Below are 14,998 nucleotides of genomic sequence, written 5' to 3' on the forward strand. Positions count from 1 at the left end.
GGCCCGGTTCGCGCCCGCCGGGGCCGGGGCGTGCTTCAATCCGGCGCTCCAGGGGACGATCAACGGGAGTCTTGCGTGCGCGATTCGCTTCTTAGCCTTGCCTTGCTGGCCGCGCTGTCCAGCGTGTCCGCCCATGCCGCGGAACCAGCCGCGCCCGCCGCCTCACCCGCGGGCGAATTGCAGGCGCTGCAATGCGGCCAGGTCTTCGACGCCCGAAGCGGCAAACTCACCGGCCCGCAGACCCTGCTGGTACGGCAGGGGAAGATCGAGCGGGTCGGCGCTGCCGAAGCCGATCTCGCCGGGGCCACCCGCGTGGACCTCAGCGGCCACACCTGCATGCCCGGCTGGACCGATCTGCACGTCCACCTGGGCAGCCAGTCCAGCCCGCAGAGCTACTCGGAAGGTTTCCGCCTCGACGAGGTGGACTTCGCGTTCCGCGCGGTCGGCTATGCGAACAAGACCCTGATGGCCGGCTTCACCAGCGTGCGCGACCTCGGCGGCGAAGTCAGCCCGCACCTGCGCGACGCGATCAACCAGGGCCTCGTCGACGGACCGCGCATCTGGGCCGCGGGCAAGTCGATCGCCACCACCGGCGGCCACGCCGATCCCACCAACGGCTACAACGACGCGCTCTCGCACCTGATCGGCCCGCCCGGCCCGACCGAGGGCGTGATCAACTCGATCGAGGACGCGCGCCAGGCCGTTCGCCAGCGCTACAAGGAAGGCAGCGACGTCATCAAGATCACTGCGACCGGCGGCGTGCTGTCGTATGCGCGCTCGGGCGACGCGCCGCAGTTCACGGTGGAGGAAGTGAAGGCCATCGTCGATACCGCCAAGGACTACGGCTACCGCGTCGCCGCGCACGCGCACGGCGAGGAAGGCATGAAGCGCGCGGTGCTCGGCGGCGTGACGTCGATCGAGCACGGCACCTACATGAGCGATGACGTGATGAAGCTCATGAAGCAGCACGGCACCTGGTACGTGCCGACCATCTATGCCGGCCGCTTCGTCGCCGACAAGGCGAAGATCGACGGCTACTTCCCTGAAGTCGTGCGACCCAAGGCACAGCGCATCGGCGCGATGATCCAGGAAACCGCCGGCAAGGCGTACAAGAACGGCGTCAAGATCGCCTTCGGCACGGACATGGGCGTGGGCCCGCACGGCGACAACGCGCGCGAGTTCATCTACATGGTCGAAGCCGGCATCCCGGCATCGGTGGCATTGCAGGCCGCGACGATCCGCGCGGCGGAAGTGCTGGGCGTGGACGACCAGGGCGTGATCGAGGCCGGCAAGCGCGCCGACATCGTCGCCGTCCCCGGCAATCCGCTGGAGGACATCGCACAGGTGATGAAGGTCGATTTCGTGATGAGGGACGGCAAGATCTACCGCAGTCCGGGCCGCTGATCGCTTCGAGGCGTCGCGGCCATCGTGGCCGCGGCGCCTGCTCCGACCGCATGTTCAACGCATGCGCGAGGCCAGCACCACGCAGGCCAGCCACACCAGCAACACCAGCCGCTGTGCAAGCGGCCCGGCCAACCACGCCGTGGGCAGCGCATTCAACGACACGACCAGCACGCCGGCGACGATGAACACCATGCCGGCGCGCCGCCAGTTCGCGCGCACGCCCCATCCGAGCAGCAGCGCGCCCGGCACGAATGCCAGCCACCACAACATCCACGCCGTCGCGTGGCGCTGGCTCAGCGCGCCGTCGAGGTCGTTCGGGTCCAATGGCCACAGTCCCTGCGCGGCGAACGCCAGCGCGGAGGTCGCCAGCATCCACGCGCCGACCCCGGCCATGCGACCGTCCGGCGAGCGCATGCGCAACCGCACGAACGTCCATGCGGCGAGCAGGCCCGGCACGACGAAGCCAAGCACGTTGAACGCGGAGGCGTTCGGCACGCCATGCGCGCCGAGCAGGCCCGGTGGGTGCTGCACGTGCGAAAACGCCGGCAAGGCCGCGGCAAAACCCAGCAGCGCCAGCAGCGCACAGGCCGCCGCGATCCAGCCGGCATGACGATCGAGGAGCTGCAGCGCGGGATCCGTCTTCATCGCATCATGCTAGCGTGACCGGCCTTTTCGCGTGCTTGCCAAGCACGCTCCCCGTCCCCATCTCCAGCGCACCGACGAACGAGTTCCCCGCCGATGACCGCCCAGACCGCCGCCCCCGCCCACGTCTTCGACGCCACCACCAACACCTTCGAAACCGAAGTGCTGCAGAAGTCCATGCAGACGCCGGTGCTGATCGATTTCTGGGCCGAGTGGTGCGGTCCGTGCAAGACGCTCGGGCCGATCCTCGAAAAGATCGCCGCCGACTACAACGGCGCGTTCCGCCTGGCCAAGATCGACGTCGACAAGGAACCGCAGCTGGCCGGTGCGTTCCAGGTGCGTTCGATCCCGACCGTGTTCCTGGTCAAGGACGGTCAGCTGGTCGACGGTTTCCCGGGCGCGCTGCCGGAAGGCCAGATCCGCGAATTCCTCAAGCACCACGGCATCGAGCCGGCCGCGAACGAGCCCGAGGCCGAGGCGGCCCCGCCCGCACCGCTGGATCCGCATGCCGAAGTCGTGCGCCTGCGCCACGAAACGGCCGAAGCGCCCGAGAACGCCGAGCTCAAACTCGATCTCGCCCTGGCCCTGCTGCGCACCGGCGCGGTGCAGGAAGCCGAGCAGCTGCTCGACGGCCTGCCCGCGAACCTCGCCACCGACGACCGCGCGCGCAATGCCCGCGCGCGCCTGGACTTCGCGGCGCTGCTCAAGGACGCGCCGGCGCCGGACGTGCTGGAGGCCGCGATCGCCAGCAACCCGGGCGACCTGCGCGCCCGCCACCTGCTCGGCGCACTGCGCCTGGTCGATGGCGACGCCGAAGCCGGGCTGGAACAGTTCCTCGAAATGCTGCGGCTGGACCGCAACTTCGAGGACGGCCTGCCGCGCAAGGCTCTGATCGACGCCTTCCGCGTGATCGACGATGAGGATCTCGTCAGCCGCTACCGCCGCCGGATGTCCTCGCTGCTGTTCTGATCGCGCGGCCGCAAGGCCAACCCGGGGCGGCAACGGCCGCCCCGCTTCCGCAATACGCATCCGTATGGCAGGCTGGCGCCCCCCTCACCCGCCTCCTGCCCTGCATGAAAGCCAGCGTCCTGCGTCGCGGCCTGAACCTCTGGCCGCCGTTCCTGTTCAGCGGCATCCACGTCGCCACCATCACCGACGACTACCGGCACGCGCACGTCGAGCTGCGCATGCGCCCCTGGAACCGCAACTACGTCGGCACCCATTTCGGCGGCAGCCTGTTCGCCATGACCGACCCGTTCTGGATGCTGCTCACCATGAAGTCGCTGGGCGGCGAGTACTGGGTCTGGGACAAGGCCGGCGAGATCGAATTCGTCAAACCCGGACGCGGCACCGTGCATGCCGATTTCCGCCTCGGCGAGGACGTACTGGACGAACTTCGCGCCGCCACCGCCGGTGGCGAGAAAGCGCTGCGATGGTTCGATACCGATGTCATCGATGCCTCCGGCGAAGTCGTCGCACGCGTGCGCAAGCAGCTCTACGTGCGCCGCAAACCCGCGCATCGCGAGACGGACGGCAACGGCAAAAACGGCCAAAACTGACGGGAAATCGCCAGCTTCTGGACAAAAACTGACACTGCGCGTCATCACGCTAAACGAACGCACCCACGCACATCGTGGATGTGATGGGCACGTCGTGAGGTTTCCTCTCACTCGGCGTATGCTCCTGCTTCGCGACAGGGGGCGCCGCGATGTCCGGGTCAGCATCCAACAACGACACTTCGACATTGCCGGAAATCACCGGGTATCGCCTGCACAAGGTGATCAACCACGGTGGCATGTCGACTGTGTACCTGGGTCACCAGATCGCCTTGTCGCGCGAAGTCGCGATCAAGGTGATGCTGCCCGTTGCGCTCGCCGATGAAGTCAGCCGCCGCCGCTTCGAAAACGAAGTGCGCACGATCGCGCGACTGGAACATCCCAACATCGTCGGCATCCACGAAGTCGGTCGTACGCACGAAGGACTTCCGTACTACGCGATGCCGTACCTGCCGCGCGGCCATCTCGGCCAGCGCGACCTCAGCCAGGACGAACCGCGCGCGGTGGAAATCGCGCTGACTCTGCTGTCCGCGCTCGACTACGCACATTCGCGCGGCGTCGTGCATCGCGACGTCAAGGCCGAGAACGTGCTGTTCGACGAAGGCGAACGCGTGCTGCTCGCCGACTTCGGCATCGCGCTGCGACGCGGCTTCGGCCCGCGCGTGACCACCGCGGGACTCGCGGTCGGCAGCACCGCGTACATGGCGCCCGAACAGGCGCGCGGCGAAGACGTCGACGGACGCGCCGATCTCTACAGCCTCGGTGTGCTGCTGTGGGAAATGCTCACCGGCCGCCTGCCGTACGAAGCGTCCGATGCGCTGTCGATGGCGGTGATGCACGCGCAGGATCCGATCCCGAAGATCCCGCACCATTTGCGCCACTGGCAGCGCTTCATGAACCGCGCGCTGTGCAAGCAGGCGGGCAACCGGTTCCAGGATGCGGCGCAGATGGCGACCGCGATCCGCGCCGTGCAGCAGCGCAAGCCCTGGTCGCCGGCCTTGGACGCACTGCAGCGCATACGTCCGACGCAGCGTTGGGCGATGCCGATCTGGGCCACGCTGGGCGCCACCGCGGTCACGCTGGTGGTGCTCGCCTTCAGCCTCGGCCGCGACGAAGAGCGGCCTGCGCCGGCTGCGCCCGTGGCCACGATTCCCGATGCGACGCCGGTCACCGATCCGACCGCCGCGATGCTGCAGCCGCTGCCCGAGGCGCCGCTGCAGCGCGCGCTGGAAGACGCACGCCAGCAGATGGCGCGCGGTCGCCTGACCGAACCGCAGGACGCCAACGCCTTCGACAGCGTGCTGCTGGCCTGGCATACCGACAGCACGCACCCGGATGTCGCCAAGGCGATCGACGATCTCACCGGCGCGTTCTCCACGCAGCTCGTGCGCGCGGTGAAGGAAGGCCGCGACGATCGCGCCGCACAGCTCGCCGAGCGTGCGTCCGCGCTCGGACAGCAGACCGGTACCACTGGCTCCAAGGCGCAACAGAAATTGCGCGATGAGGCGGGCAAGGCGCTCGACGCGCGTCTGCAATCGGCGGTGCGTCGCCGCGACGGCGCCGACGTCCAGCGAATCACCGCGCTCGCCGGCGAACTGCAGCTGCCGCGCAAGCTCGATGCGCGCCTGCTCGCGCAGGCCAAGGCCCTGCCGAAGGGACTGGCGCGCGGCGCCACCCGCGAATCCATCTCGCAGACCAGCGCCAAGATCAGCGTTGCCCTGACGCCGCGTCCGGTCAGCCGCCGCGAGTACGCGCGCTTCGCCGCCGCCAACGGCCGTGATCCGGCCTTGTGCCGCGAGCGCGCGTCGCTGCTGCGCATGATCGACCCGCGCGACTGGGAAGCCCCGGGCTTCCGCCAGAACGAGAACGACCCGGTCGTGTGCATCTCGCTTGAGGATGCGCAGGCGTACGCACAGTGGTACAGCGCGCAGACCGGCCGGCGCTATCGCCTGCCCAGCGCCGAGGAAATCGCCGAGCTGCCGGGCGAAGTCGACGGCCGTGCGCTGTCGATGTGGCTGCGCGACTGCGGCAACAACTGCCAGCAGCGCCAGGTTTCCGGCGAATCCTGGCGCAGCCGCGAAGCCCAGCGCACCCTGGTGGCCGCCCGCGGCTACGACGACGTGGGCTTCCGCCTGGTTCGCGAGCGCTGAAGCCATCGCCGCTTCGGGCGGCCGGTGCCGTTCGTGGCGGTACGCCGGACTTCGGAGCGACCGACCCGGCCATCGGCGGCCCGGCGTTCTACAATCCGCGCCATGTCCCCGACCCCCTCCCCCGCTCGGCACGCGTCGCGCCCGAGCCTGCAGAAGCTCTTCCTCACTGGCCTGCTGACCCTGCTGCCGATCTGGCTGACCTGGGTCGTGGTCAAGTTCGTGTTCGTGCTGCTGTCGGACATCAGTCAACCGCTGATCACGCCGACACTGGAAAACCTCGCCGCGACCTATCCGCGCATGGCGTGGGCCGCCGAGCCGTGGGTGCGCACCGTGCTGGCGATGCTGGCCACGGTCGCGGTGATCCTGTTCTCCGGCGTGATGGCGCGACGCGTGTTCGGCCAGCGCATGCTGCGATGGTTCGAAGCGCTGATCCAGCGCATCCCGCTTGCGAGCACCATCTACAGCAGTGCGCGCCAGTTGCTCGACATCCTGCAGACCAAGCCCGACGGCACGCAGCGCGTGGTGCTGGTGGACTTCCCGCATACCGAGATGAAGTCGATCGGCTTCGTCACCCGCGTGATCCGCGAACAGGGCACCGGTCGCGAACTCGCCGCGGTGTACGTACCGACCACGCCGAACCCGACCTCCGGCTATCTGGAAATCGTGCCGGTGGAGAAGATCACGCCGACCGACTGGAGCGTGGACCAGGCGATGAGCTTCATCATCTCCGGCGGCGCGGTTTCGCCCGACACCATTCCGTTCTCGCCGCCCGCGCACGAGAGCGCGCCGACGTCCACGCAGTGAAGCGCACGCCGCGCGTCGCGGCGAACACCGGGGAACGCGCCACGTGAGTCCATCCGTCCTGCCCGTCGCCACGCGCACGCTCGACGACCGCGCCGTACGGCTCTTCATCGTGCTGAGCGCGTTCTTCTGCGTGAACGCCGTGCTCGCGGAGTTCATCGGCGTGAAGATCTTCGCGCTCGAGGACACGCTCGGCATCACGCCGCTGCAGTGGAACCTGTTCGGCCAGAGCGGATCGTTGAGCTTCACCGCGGGCACGCTGCTGTGGCCGGTCGTGTTCCTGATGACGGACGTCATCAACGAATTCTTCGGTCGACGCGGCGTGCGCACGATCTCGTGGCTGGCCGCGGGCCTGATCGTGTACGGCTTCGTGTTCGCCTTCGCCGCGATCGCACTCGCCCCCGCAGACTGGTGGGTCAAGGCCGCGCAGGCACAGGGCGTGGGCGACTACCAGGCCGCGTTCGCCGCAGTGTTCGGACAGGGTCTGTGGACCATCGCCGGCTCGCTGGTCGCCTTCATCATTGGCCAGCTGATCGACGTGGCCGTGTTTCACCGCATCCGCAGCGTCACCGGCGAGAAGCACGTGTGGCTGCGCGCGACCGGCTCCACCGCGGTATCGCAGCTCGTCGACAGTTTCGTCGTGCTGTACATCGCGTTCGTGCTCGGCCCGCAGAAGTGGCCGACCTCGCTGTTCCTCGCGGTGAGCACCGTCAACTACGCCTACAAGATGCTCGCCGCGATCGCGCTGATCCCGCTGATCTACCTGGTGCGAGCCGCGATCACGGGTTACCTCGGTGAGGCGCGGGCTCGCGAACTGCGGGAACAGGCGGCGGGCTGACCGGATAAAGGGTCAGGAGCCACCCAAACCCCGACGCGCGACGCGCCGCGCATGACCTTCGGCCCATGCCGGCCGGGGGTGGCCGGGTGAGCCTTCCGGATCGCCCGCCATTACTGGTTTCCCATGTCCGCACCCGCGCGTCCGTCCCTTCGCCTGCCGCTCGCCATCGCCCTGGCGCTCACCACCGCCGTGTCGGCGCCCGCCTTCGCCGCCCCGCAGGGCGCGGGCGCGACCGCTACGCAGGATGCCAAGGCCGCGCGCCTGAACGCGCTGTACGAGCAGTACTGGGAAGAGCTGCTCAAGCTCAATCCGCTGCAGGCAACGTTCCAGGGCGACAGCCGTTACAACGACCAGCTGCCCAACACGCTGTCGGCGCAGTACCGCAAGCAGATGCACGACTTCAACACGCGCTGGCTGAAGACCGTGAAGGACGTCGGCAGCGATGGCCTCGACGGCCAGCAACTGCTGAGCTGGCAGATCTTCGTACGCGATCGCGAGAAGTCGCTGGAAGCGGAGAAGTTCCCCGGCTGGCAGATCCCGATCAACCAGTTCTACAACCTCGCCGCGACCGCGGCGCAGCTCGGCTCCGGCACCGGCGCGCAGCCGTTCAAGACCGTGCAGGACTACGACAACTGGCGCAAGCGCGCGTCGCAGGTTCCGACGCTGTTCGACCAGGCCATCGCCAACTCGCGCGAAGGCGTGAAGCACGGCGTGGTGCAGCCGCGCGCGTTGATGGAGAAGGTGATCCCGCAGCTCGATGCGCTGATCAAGCCCAAGGCCGAAGACACCCTGTTCTGGGGCCCGGTGAAGACCTTCCCCGCCAGCTTCAGCGACGCCGACAAGCAGCGCCTCACCAATGAGTACCGCGCGATGATCGAAGGCGAGCTGATGCCCGCCTATCGCGAGCTGCGCACCTACATCGCCGATGACTACCTGCCGAAGACGCGCACAACCTCGGGCATGGGCGCGCTGCCGAATGGCGCTGCGTGGTACGCGTTCAACGCGCGCAACTCGACCACCACCAACCTGACGCCGGCGCAGATCCACCAGATCGGCCTGGATGAAGTGACGCGCATCCACGGCGAAATCGCCAAGGTGATGCAGCAGGTCGGTTTCAAGGGTTCGATGAAGGAGTTCTTTGCCTTCATGCAGACCGATCCGCGCTTCACCTTCAACGACGAGCCGGCGCTGCTGGCGTACTACCGTGGCCTCGAGGCGAAGATCAACCAGAAGATCCCGGAGCAGTTCTCGCTGACGCCGAAGGCGCCGTTCGAGATCCGCCCGGTGGAAGCGTTCCGCGCGCAGTCGGCGGCCGGCGGTTCGTACATGCGTCCGAGCCAGGACGGCTCGCGTCCGGGCATCTTCTACGTCAACACCTACGACCTGCCGACGCGCAAGACGTGGGATGCGGAAGACCTGTACCTGCACGAAGCGATCCCGGGCCACCACTTCCAGCTCGCGCTGCAGCAGGAACTGACCAACCTGCCGAAGTTCCGCCGTTTCGGTAGCGAAACCGCCTTCAGCGAAGGCTGGGGCCTGTATGCGGAATCGCTGGGTCGCGACCTCGGCGTGTATGAAGACCCTTACTCGCAGTTTGGTTATTTGCAGAACGAACTTTGGCGCGCGATCCGTCTCGTCGTCGACACCGGCCTGCACAGCAAGGGTTGGACGCGCGAGCAGGTGATCGCCTACATGCTCGACAACTCCGCCGAAAGCGAAACCCAGTCCACCGCCGAAGCCGAACGCTACATGGCGATTCCGGGCCAGGCGCTGGCGTACAAGATGGGCGAGCTGAAGATCCAGGAAGTGCGCGCGAAGGCCGAGAAGGCGCTGGGTCCGAAGTTCGACATCCGCCAATTCCACGCCGAAGTGCTCAAGGACGGTTCGGTGCCGCTGGAAATCCTCGAAGGCAAGATCGATCGCTGGATCGCCGAAAAGAAGAAATCGTGACGCTGCATCCGTCGTTCCCGCGCGGACGACGGACCTGAGAGATACTGCCCCCTCACCCCGGGAGACCACCATGACGCTTCGCCCGCTCCTGCTTGCCCTCGCCGTCTCCGCGGCGATCGCCGGCTGCTCCAAGCCCGCCACCGACACCGCCGCCACCGACAAGCCGGTTGCGACACAGAACGCGCAGGCCAAGGCCGAGCAGCTCAACAAGATCTACGCCGACTACTGGGAAGGCTTCCTCAAGCTCAACCCGGTGCTGGCCACCTTCACCGGCGACACGCGCTTCAACGCCGAGCTGCCCGACTTCGGCTCGCAGCAGTACCGCGACGAAGCGAAGAAATTCCAGCAGGACTGGCTGGCCAAGGTCGAGGCCGTGGGTTCGGAAGGCCTGACCGGGCAGGACCTGCTGAACTACGAGATCTTCACCAAGGACGCGAAGGACGCCATCGACTCCTTCCAGTTCCCGGGCTGGATGGTGCCGGTGAACCAGATGGACAGCACCGCAAGCCTCGCCGTGCAGTTCGGCTCGGGCAGCGGCGCGCAGCCGTTCAAGACCGTGCAGGACTACGACAACTGGCTCAAGCGCGGCGCGCGCATCCCGGTGCTGTTCGACACCGAGATCGCCAACATGAAGCAGGGCATCGCCGCCGGCGCCGTGCAGCCGAAGGTGCTGATGGAGAAGGTGGTCCCGCAGCTCGACGCGCTGATCAAGGACAAGCCCGAAGACACGCTGTTCTGGGGCCCGATCACCAACCTGCCCAAGGACTTCAGCGACGCCGACAAGAAGCGCCTCACCGATGATTACCGCAAGCTGATCGCCGAGCAGCTGATGCCGGCTTACAAGAAGCTGCGCGCCTTCATCAACGACGAATACCTCGGCAAGACCCGCGACACGTTCGGCCTGGACAAGATGCCCAACGGCGCGGCGTGGTACGCCTTCAACGCCAAGCAGAGCACCACCACCGACCTGACGCCGGCGCAGATCCACCAGATCGGCCTGGACGAAGTCGCGCGCATCCACGGCGAGATGCAGAAGGTGATGACCGAGGTCGGCTTCAAGGGCACGCTGCAGGAGTTCTTCAAGTTCGTGCAGACGGACAAGAAGTTCGAGTTCAAGAGCGAGGAAGAACTGCTCAAGTACTACCGCGGCCTGGAAGCGAAGATCAACGAGAAGGTGCCGACGCAGTTCTCGCTGATCCCGAAGTCGCCGTTCGAGATCCGTCCGGTCGAACCGTTCCGCGCCAAGTCCGCGGCCGGCGGCCAGTACTACCCGCCGAGCGAGGACGGCACGCGTCCGGGCATCTTCTACGTCAACACCTACGACCTGCCCTCGCGCAAGATCTGGGACGCCGAAGACCTGTACCTGCATGAAGCGATCCCGGGCCACCACTTCCAGATCGCGCTGCAGATCGAGCTGAAGGACCTGCCGTCGTTCCGCCGCTGGAGCATCCAGAGCGCGTTCGCCGAAGGCTGGGGCCTGTATGCCGAATCGCTGGGCAAGGACCTGGGCGTGTACACGGACAGCTATTCGTACTTCGGCTATCTGCAGAACGAACTGTGGCGTGCGATCCGCCTGGTCACCGACACCGGCCTGCACAGCAAGGGCTGGACCCGCGACCAGGTCATCGCGTACATGAAGGAGAACTCGGCGGTCAGCGACACCACCGCCGTCGCCGAAGCAGAGCGCTACATCGCATGGCCGGGCCAGGCGCTGGCGTACAAGATCGGCGAACTGAAGATCAAGGAGCTGCGCGCCCGCGCGGAGAAGGACCTGGGTCCGAAGTTCGACATCCGCGAATTCCACGCGGAGATGCTCAAGGACGGCGCCGTGCCGCTGGCCGTGCTGGAGCAGAAGATCGACCGCTGGATCGCGTCGAAGAAGGGCTGATCGGCCGCGCGGAACATCGCGCATCCCATCGGGTCAGAGGAAGGCCGGCGCAAGCCGGCCTTCTTCGTTTGGGCCGGGCGCTGCCTGAACAGGGCAAACAAGCGCTTGAAATTCCCGTTGGCGACCCGAAATCCGAGATTCAGCAATGCCTTACGAGAATGCGTGGATGATCCAGCCCCGCACCCTGGCCCTGGCGATCGCGGCCCTCCTCCCCGCCTCGCCGGGACTGAGCGCGCGCAAGCCCGCCAACCAACCTACCGTCCTGCCCTCTTCCGCCGGTACCGCGGCCGGGGACACGCCTGCGTCGACCGACGCGTCCGCCCTCTCCGCGGATGCGCCGGGCGGCCGCTGGCTGTCGCGGCTCGCGCCGGGCGCGGACCCGAAGGTGCTCGAGCTCGCCGTCTCGGCCATGCAGTGCGCACAGTCGGGCGGCGTCGGCGCCGACGCGCGCCGACTTGCGGTGATCGACTACAGCCGTCCATCGCTGATGCCGCGCCTGTGGGTGTTCGATCTTGCCGCGGGCAAGCTGCTGTATGAGGAGGTCGTCGCCCACGGTCAGGGTTCGGGCGACAACATGGCCACGCGTTTCTCCAACGACGACGGCAGCCACCAGTCCAGTCTCGGCTTGTTCGTCACCGCCGACACTTACACCGGCCGCAATGGCTATTCGCTGCGCATGAAGGGCCTGGAGCCCGGCGTGAACGACGCCGCGATGGCGCGCGCGATCGTCATGCACGGCGCACCGTACGTCGATCCCGTGCGCGCGAAGTCGATGGGCCGGCTCGGCCGCAGCTGGGGCTGCCCCGCCGTGCGCAGCGCGGTCGCCCGGCCGATGATCGACCTGCTCAAGGGCGGCCAGTTCGTGTTCTCGTACTACCCCGACCAGGCCTGGCTCGCGCGCTCGGCGCTGCTGAAATGTCCCGCCGCGCGAAATTCCCTCGCCCATCGGGGCGCTGACGGAGCGCCTCCGTCCGGCTAGGCTGTCACGCAGATCAAAGGATGGATTGCGCGATGACCCGACTCCGATTTCCGCTGCTGCTCGCCCTGCTGCTCGTCGCCGGCATCGCGCAGGCCGTCCCCACGTGGGGCGCGCGCCAGTCCAGTCCGGCCAACACACCGCCGCAGCAACTCAAGCCCGGCGAATGGATCTGGGGCGGCGACAACCGCGCCGGCCCGATCGCGGTGGTGGTGAGCCTCACCGAGCAGCGCGCATACGTCTATCGCAACGGCATCCCGATCGGCGTCACGACGGTCAGCACCGGCAAGCGCGGCTACGAGACGCCGACCGGTGTGTTCTCGATCCTGCAGAAGTCCAAGGATCACCGATCCAGCATCTACAACGCCGCGCCGATGCCGTACATGCAACGGCTCACCTGGGACGGCGTCGCGCTGCACGCGGGCGGCCTGCCCGGCTATCCCGAATCGCACGGCTGCGTGCACCTGCCTTCCGAATTCGCGCGCCTGCTGTTCGATTCGTCGAACATGGGCATGACCGTGGTCGTGTCGGAACAGGGCAAGTCACCGGTCGACACGGTGCATCCGGGTGCGCTGATCCCGATCGATCCGCGCACCGGCACCGACACTGGGGTGCCGCGCCTGGAAGACGGGCAGAAGTATCGCTGGCGTCCGGAGCTGTCGACTGAAGGCCCGGTGTCGATCCTGCTCAGCGGCGGCGACCAGCGCGTCGTCGTGTTCCGCAACGGCATCGAGATCGGCCGTTCGCGCGTGCTGGTGCGCAATCCCGAACTGCCGCTGGGCACGCACGCCTACATCGTCAAGGATGGCTTCCTGCCCGGCGACAACCCGCTGCTGCCGGGTACGAAAATGCCGAACTGGAGCACCATCGGCATTCCCGGTCATGGCGAAGATGCCGGCAAGCTGCTCGGTCCGGAGACCATCGACCGCGTGGTGATCCCGCACGATTTCGTCGCCGCGGTGCTGCCGCTGCTGACACCCGGTGTGGTGATGCTGGTCACCGACGAACGCATGTCGCCGGAAACCACCGGCGGCGCGCCGGTGCAGGTGCTCGATTCGGATCCGCCGGAGGGCTGAGCCCTCCGCGCGGACTTCAAGCCTGACGCCGCACGCACCTTGGGAGCGTCTCGCGTCGCTGACGAACGTTCGCCTTCGCACGCAAAAAAAAAAGCCCCGGCGAACCGGGGCTTTTCTAACGTCAGCGATGGGGCGTGCGATCAGGCGATGCCGCTGCGCGAACCGCGACCCTGGCCGCCGCCGCGATGCTGCTTCGGACCGGCGTGCGCATGGCGCGCGGCCGGCTTGCCGTGCGGACGGTGCGCAGGCTTGCGCGCGGCGCCCTGCTTCTGGCGCGGGTTCGGCAGCGGTGCGTTGAGCTGGATCGGGCGCGACGGCTCGAAGCCTTCCACCACCACCACTTCGACATCGGACCTGAGCATGTTCTGCACCTGACGCAGCAGGCCGCCCTCTTCCGGCGCGACCAGCGACAGCGCTTCGCCGCTGGCGCCGTTGCGGCCGGTGCGCCCAATGCGGTGCACGTAGTCCTCGGCCACCATCGGCAGGTCGTAGTTGATGACCAGCGGCAGGTTCGGGATGTCGAGGCCGCGTGCAGCGACGTCGGTGGCGACCAGCACGCGGGCCTTGCCGGCCTTGAACGCATTGAGTGCCTTCTGGCGCTGCGCCTGGCTCTTGTTGCCGTGGATCGCGACGGCGACGAGGCCCGCGTCTTCCAGCTGTTCCGCCAGGCGGTTGCAACCGTGCTTGGTGCGGCCGAACACGATGGCCTGATCGGTGTGACGCTTGGCCAGGATGTCGATCAGCAGATCGCGCTTGCGCGCCACGTCGATCGGATGCGCGCGGTGCGTGATCGTCTGCGCAATGGTGTTCTGCGCGGCGACCTGCACCTGCTTCGGCTCGCGCATGAACTCCACGGCCAGCGCCTTGAGCTGCGACTCGAACGTGGCCGAGAACATCATCGTCTGGCGATCGCGCGGGAGCTTGCCGAGGATGCGCTTCATCGCCGGCAGGAAGCCCATGTCGAGCATGCGGTCGGCTTCGTCGAGGACGAGGATCTCGATCGCATCGAGCTTCACGGTGCCGCGATCGAGGTGGTCGATCAGGCGGCCCGGCGTGGCGACGAGCACGTCGACGCCGCGGCGGAACATCTCCACCTGCGGGCCCATGCCGGCGCCGCCGAAGATGGCGCTGATGTTCATGCGCACGTGCTTGGCGTACGTGCGCAGGTTGTCGGTGACCTGCACGGCGAGCTCACGCGTGGGCACCAGCACCAGTGCGCGCGGACGGCGGAAGCCGTTGCCGGGGGTCTGCTTCGACAGGCGCTGCAGTAGCGGCAGGCCGAAGGCGGCGGTCTTGCCGGTGCCGGTCTGGGCGCCGCCCAGCAAATCGTGGCCGGCCATCGCCAGCGGAATGGCCTGGGCCTGGATCGGGGTGGGCGTGGCGAAATTCTGCTCGGCGAGCGCGCGCAGCAGTGCGGGCGACAGCCCGAGGGTTTCGAACGTCATGGAGTGAAGCTCCTTTGGCTCGCGGCGACGCGGCACGCCATACGGCGTGCGCGGACAAATACCGCGTGAAGGCTCGCGCGTTCCCTGGAACCGCGGTGCGAGCGATCGAAATGACGGCTGCCGGATGCTCCGGGCCGTGTCTGCGCGACGAAAGACGTGCGGGATAGAAGCCGTTTGCTCGAACCGCAATGCGGTCCACGGCGGGCATACCTGGGAAACGTACCCTTGCGGGGAGGCAGCCGTGCGCTGAACGGGGCGCACTCTACGCGAAA

The 14,998-nt window shown here is 67.5% G+C and carries 12 protein-coding genes; 10 read left to right on the forward strand and 2 right to left on the reverse strand.

Annotated elements, in window-relative coordinates; all coding sequences use genetic code 11:
- Positions 1-75 precede the first annotated feature (75 nt).
- The gene (locus FOF45_RS00770; protein ID WP_233264017.1) at positions 76-1,404 is read left to right on the forward strand and encodes a metal-dependent hydrolase family protein; all 1,329 of its coding nucleotides are present in this window, start codon (positions 76-78) and stop codon (positions 1,402-1,404) included.
- Positions 1,405-1,458: 54 nt separating this feature from the next.
- Here the strand turns inward: FOF45_RS00770 and FOF45_RS00775 are convergent, their stop codons facing one another.
- Complete coding sequence (locus FOF45_RS00775; RefSeq protein ID WP_158982133.1) at positions 1,459-2,049, reverse strand: DUF998 domain-containing protein; 591 nt, start codon at positions 2,047-2,049, stop codon at positions 1,459-1,461.
- A gap of 93 nt (positions 2,050-2,142) precedes the next feature.
- Here FOF45_RS00775 and trxA point away from each other — a divergent pair, with 93 nt between their 5' ends.
- From trxA to FOF45_RS00820, 9 genes are all read left to right on the forward strand, one after another.
- On the forward strand, positions 2,143-3,015 hold the full coding sequence (gene trxA / locus FOF45_RS00780) for a thioredoxin (RefSeq protein ID WP_158982134.1): 873 nt from the start codon (positions 2,143-2,145) through the stop codon (positions 3,013-3,015).
- 104 nt (positions 3,016-3,119) lie between these two features.
- Positions 3,120-3,605: a DUF4442 domain-containing protein gene (locus tag FOF45_RS00785; protein WP_158982135.1), complete on the forward strand. Its 486-nt coding sequence runs from the start codon at positions 3,120-3,122 to the stop codon at positions 3,603-3,605.
- A 149-nt stretch (positions 3,606-3,754) separates the two neighbouring features.
- Positions 3,755-5,752 (forward strand): bifunctional serine/threonine-protein kinase/formylglycine-generating enzyme family protein, encoded by a 1,998-nt coding sequence (locus FOF45_RS00790; RefSeq protein ID WP_158982136.1) that lies wholly within the window; start codon positions 3,755-3,757, stop codon positions 5,750-5,752.
- A 102-nt stretch (positions 5,753-5,854) separates the two neighbouring features.
- Positions 5,855-6,556 (forward strand): DUF502 domain-containing protein, encoded by a 702-nt coding sequence (locus tag FOF45_RS00795; RefSeq protein ID WP_158982137.1) that lies wholly within the window; start codon positions 5,855-5,857, stop codon positions 6,554-6,556.
- A gap of 58 nt (positions 6,557-6,614) precedes the next feature.
- Positions 6,615-7,391, forward strand: coding sequence for a queuosine precursor transporter (locus FOF45_RS00800; RefSeq protein ID WP_158987114.1), 777 nt, complete (start codon positions 6,615-6,617; stop codon positions 7,389-7,391).
- A gap of 123 nt (positions 7,392-7,514) precedes the next feature.
- Positions 7,515-9,341: a DUF885 domain-containing protein gene (locus FOF45_RS00805; protein WP_158982138.1), complete on the forward strand. Its 1,827-nt coding sequence runs from the start codon at positions 7,515-7,517 to the stop codon at positions 9,339-9,341.
- Between the two features lie 70 nt (positions 9,342-9,411).
- The gene (locus FOF45_RS00810; protein WP_158982139.1) at positions 9,412-11,229 is read left to right on the forward strand and encodes a DUF885 domain-containing protein; all 1,818 of its coding nucleotides are present in this window, start codon (positions 9,412-9,414) and stop codon (positions 11,227-11,229) included.
- Between the two features lie 166 nt (positions 11,230-11,395).
- The gene (locus FOF45_RS00815; RefSeq protein ID WP_158982140.1) at positions 11,396-12,208 is read left to right on the forward strand and encodes a murein L,D-transpeptidase catalytic domain family protein; all 813 of its coding nucleotides are present in this window, start codon (positions 11,396-11,398) and stop codon (positions 12,206-12,208) included.
- 32 nt (positions 12,209-12,240) lie between these two features.
- Positions 12,241-13,281: a L,D-transpeptidase gene (locus tag FOF45_RS00820; protein WP_158982141.1), complete on the forward strand. Its 1,041-nt coding sequence runs from the start codon at positions 12,241-12,243 to the stop codon at positions 13,279-13,281.
- Between the two features lie 140 nt (positions 13,282-13,421).
- Here FOF45_RS00820 and FOF45_RS00825 read toward each other — a convergent pair whose 3' ends face one another.
- Complete coding sequence (locus tag FOF45_RS00825; protein ID WP_158982142.1) at positions 13,422-14,726, reverse strand: DEAD/DEAH box helicase; 1,305 nt, start codon at positions 14,724-14,726, stop codon at positions 13,422-13,424.
- Positions 14,727-14,998 lie beyond the last annotated feature (272 nt).

The organism is Lysobacter panacisoli, from assembly GCF_009765165.1.
GTDB classification, from domain to species: Bacteria; Pseudomonadota; Gammaproteobacteria; order Xanthomonadales; family Xanthomonadaceae; genus Lysobacter_J; species Lysobacter_J panacisoli.

Bases quoted from the DNA above. Each gene is read 5' to 3' on its own strand.
- FOF45_RS00825 (WP_158982142.1), bottom strand. From the start codon at position 14,726: ATGACGTTCGAAACCCTCGGGCTGTCGCCCGCACTGCTGCGCGCGCTC.
- trxA (WP_158982134.1), top strand. From the start codon at position 2,143: ATGACCGCCCAGACCGCCGCCCCCGCCCACGTCTTCGACGCCACCACC.
- FOF45_RS00795 (WP_158982137.1), top strand. From the start codon at position 5,855: ATGTCCCCGACCCCCTCCCCCGCTCGGCACGCGTCGCGCCCGAGCCTG.
- FOF45_RS00815 (WP_158982140.1), top strand. From the start codon at position 11,396: ATGATCCAGCCCCGCACCCTGGCCCTGGCGATCGCGGCCCTCCTCCCC.
- FOF45_RS00775 (WP_158982133.1), bottom strand. From the start codon at position 2,049: ATGAAGACGGATCCCGCGCTGCAGCTCCTCGATCGTCATGCCGGCTGG.
- FOF45_RS00820 (WP_158982141.1), top strand. From the start codon at position 12,241: ATGACCCGACTCCGATTTCCGCTGCTGCTCGCCCTGCTGCTCGTCGCC.
- FOF45_RS00785 (WP_158982135.1), top strand. From the start codon at position 3,120: ATGAAAGCCAGCGTCCTGCGTCGCGGCCTGAACCTCTGGCCGCCGTTC.
- FOF45_RS00790 (WP_158982136.1), top strand. From the start codon at position 3,755: ATGTCCGGGTCAGCATCCAACAACGACACTTCGACATTGCCGGAAATC.
- FOF45_RS00810 (WP_158982139.1), top strand. From the start codon at position 9,412: ATGACGCTTCGCCCGCTCCTGCTTGCCCTCGCCGTCTCCGCGGCGATC.
- FOF45_RS00805 (WP_158982138.1), top strand. From the start codon at position 7,515: ATGTCCGCACCCGCGCGTCCGTCCCTTCGCCTGCCGCTCGCCATCGCC.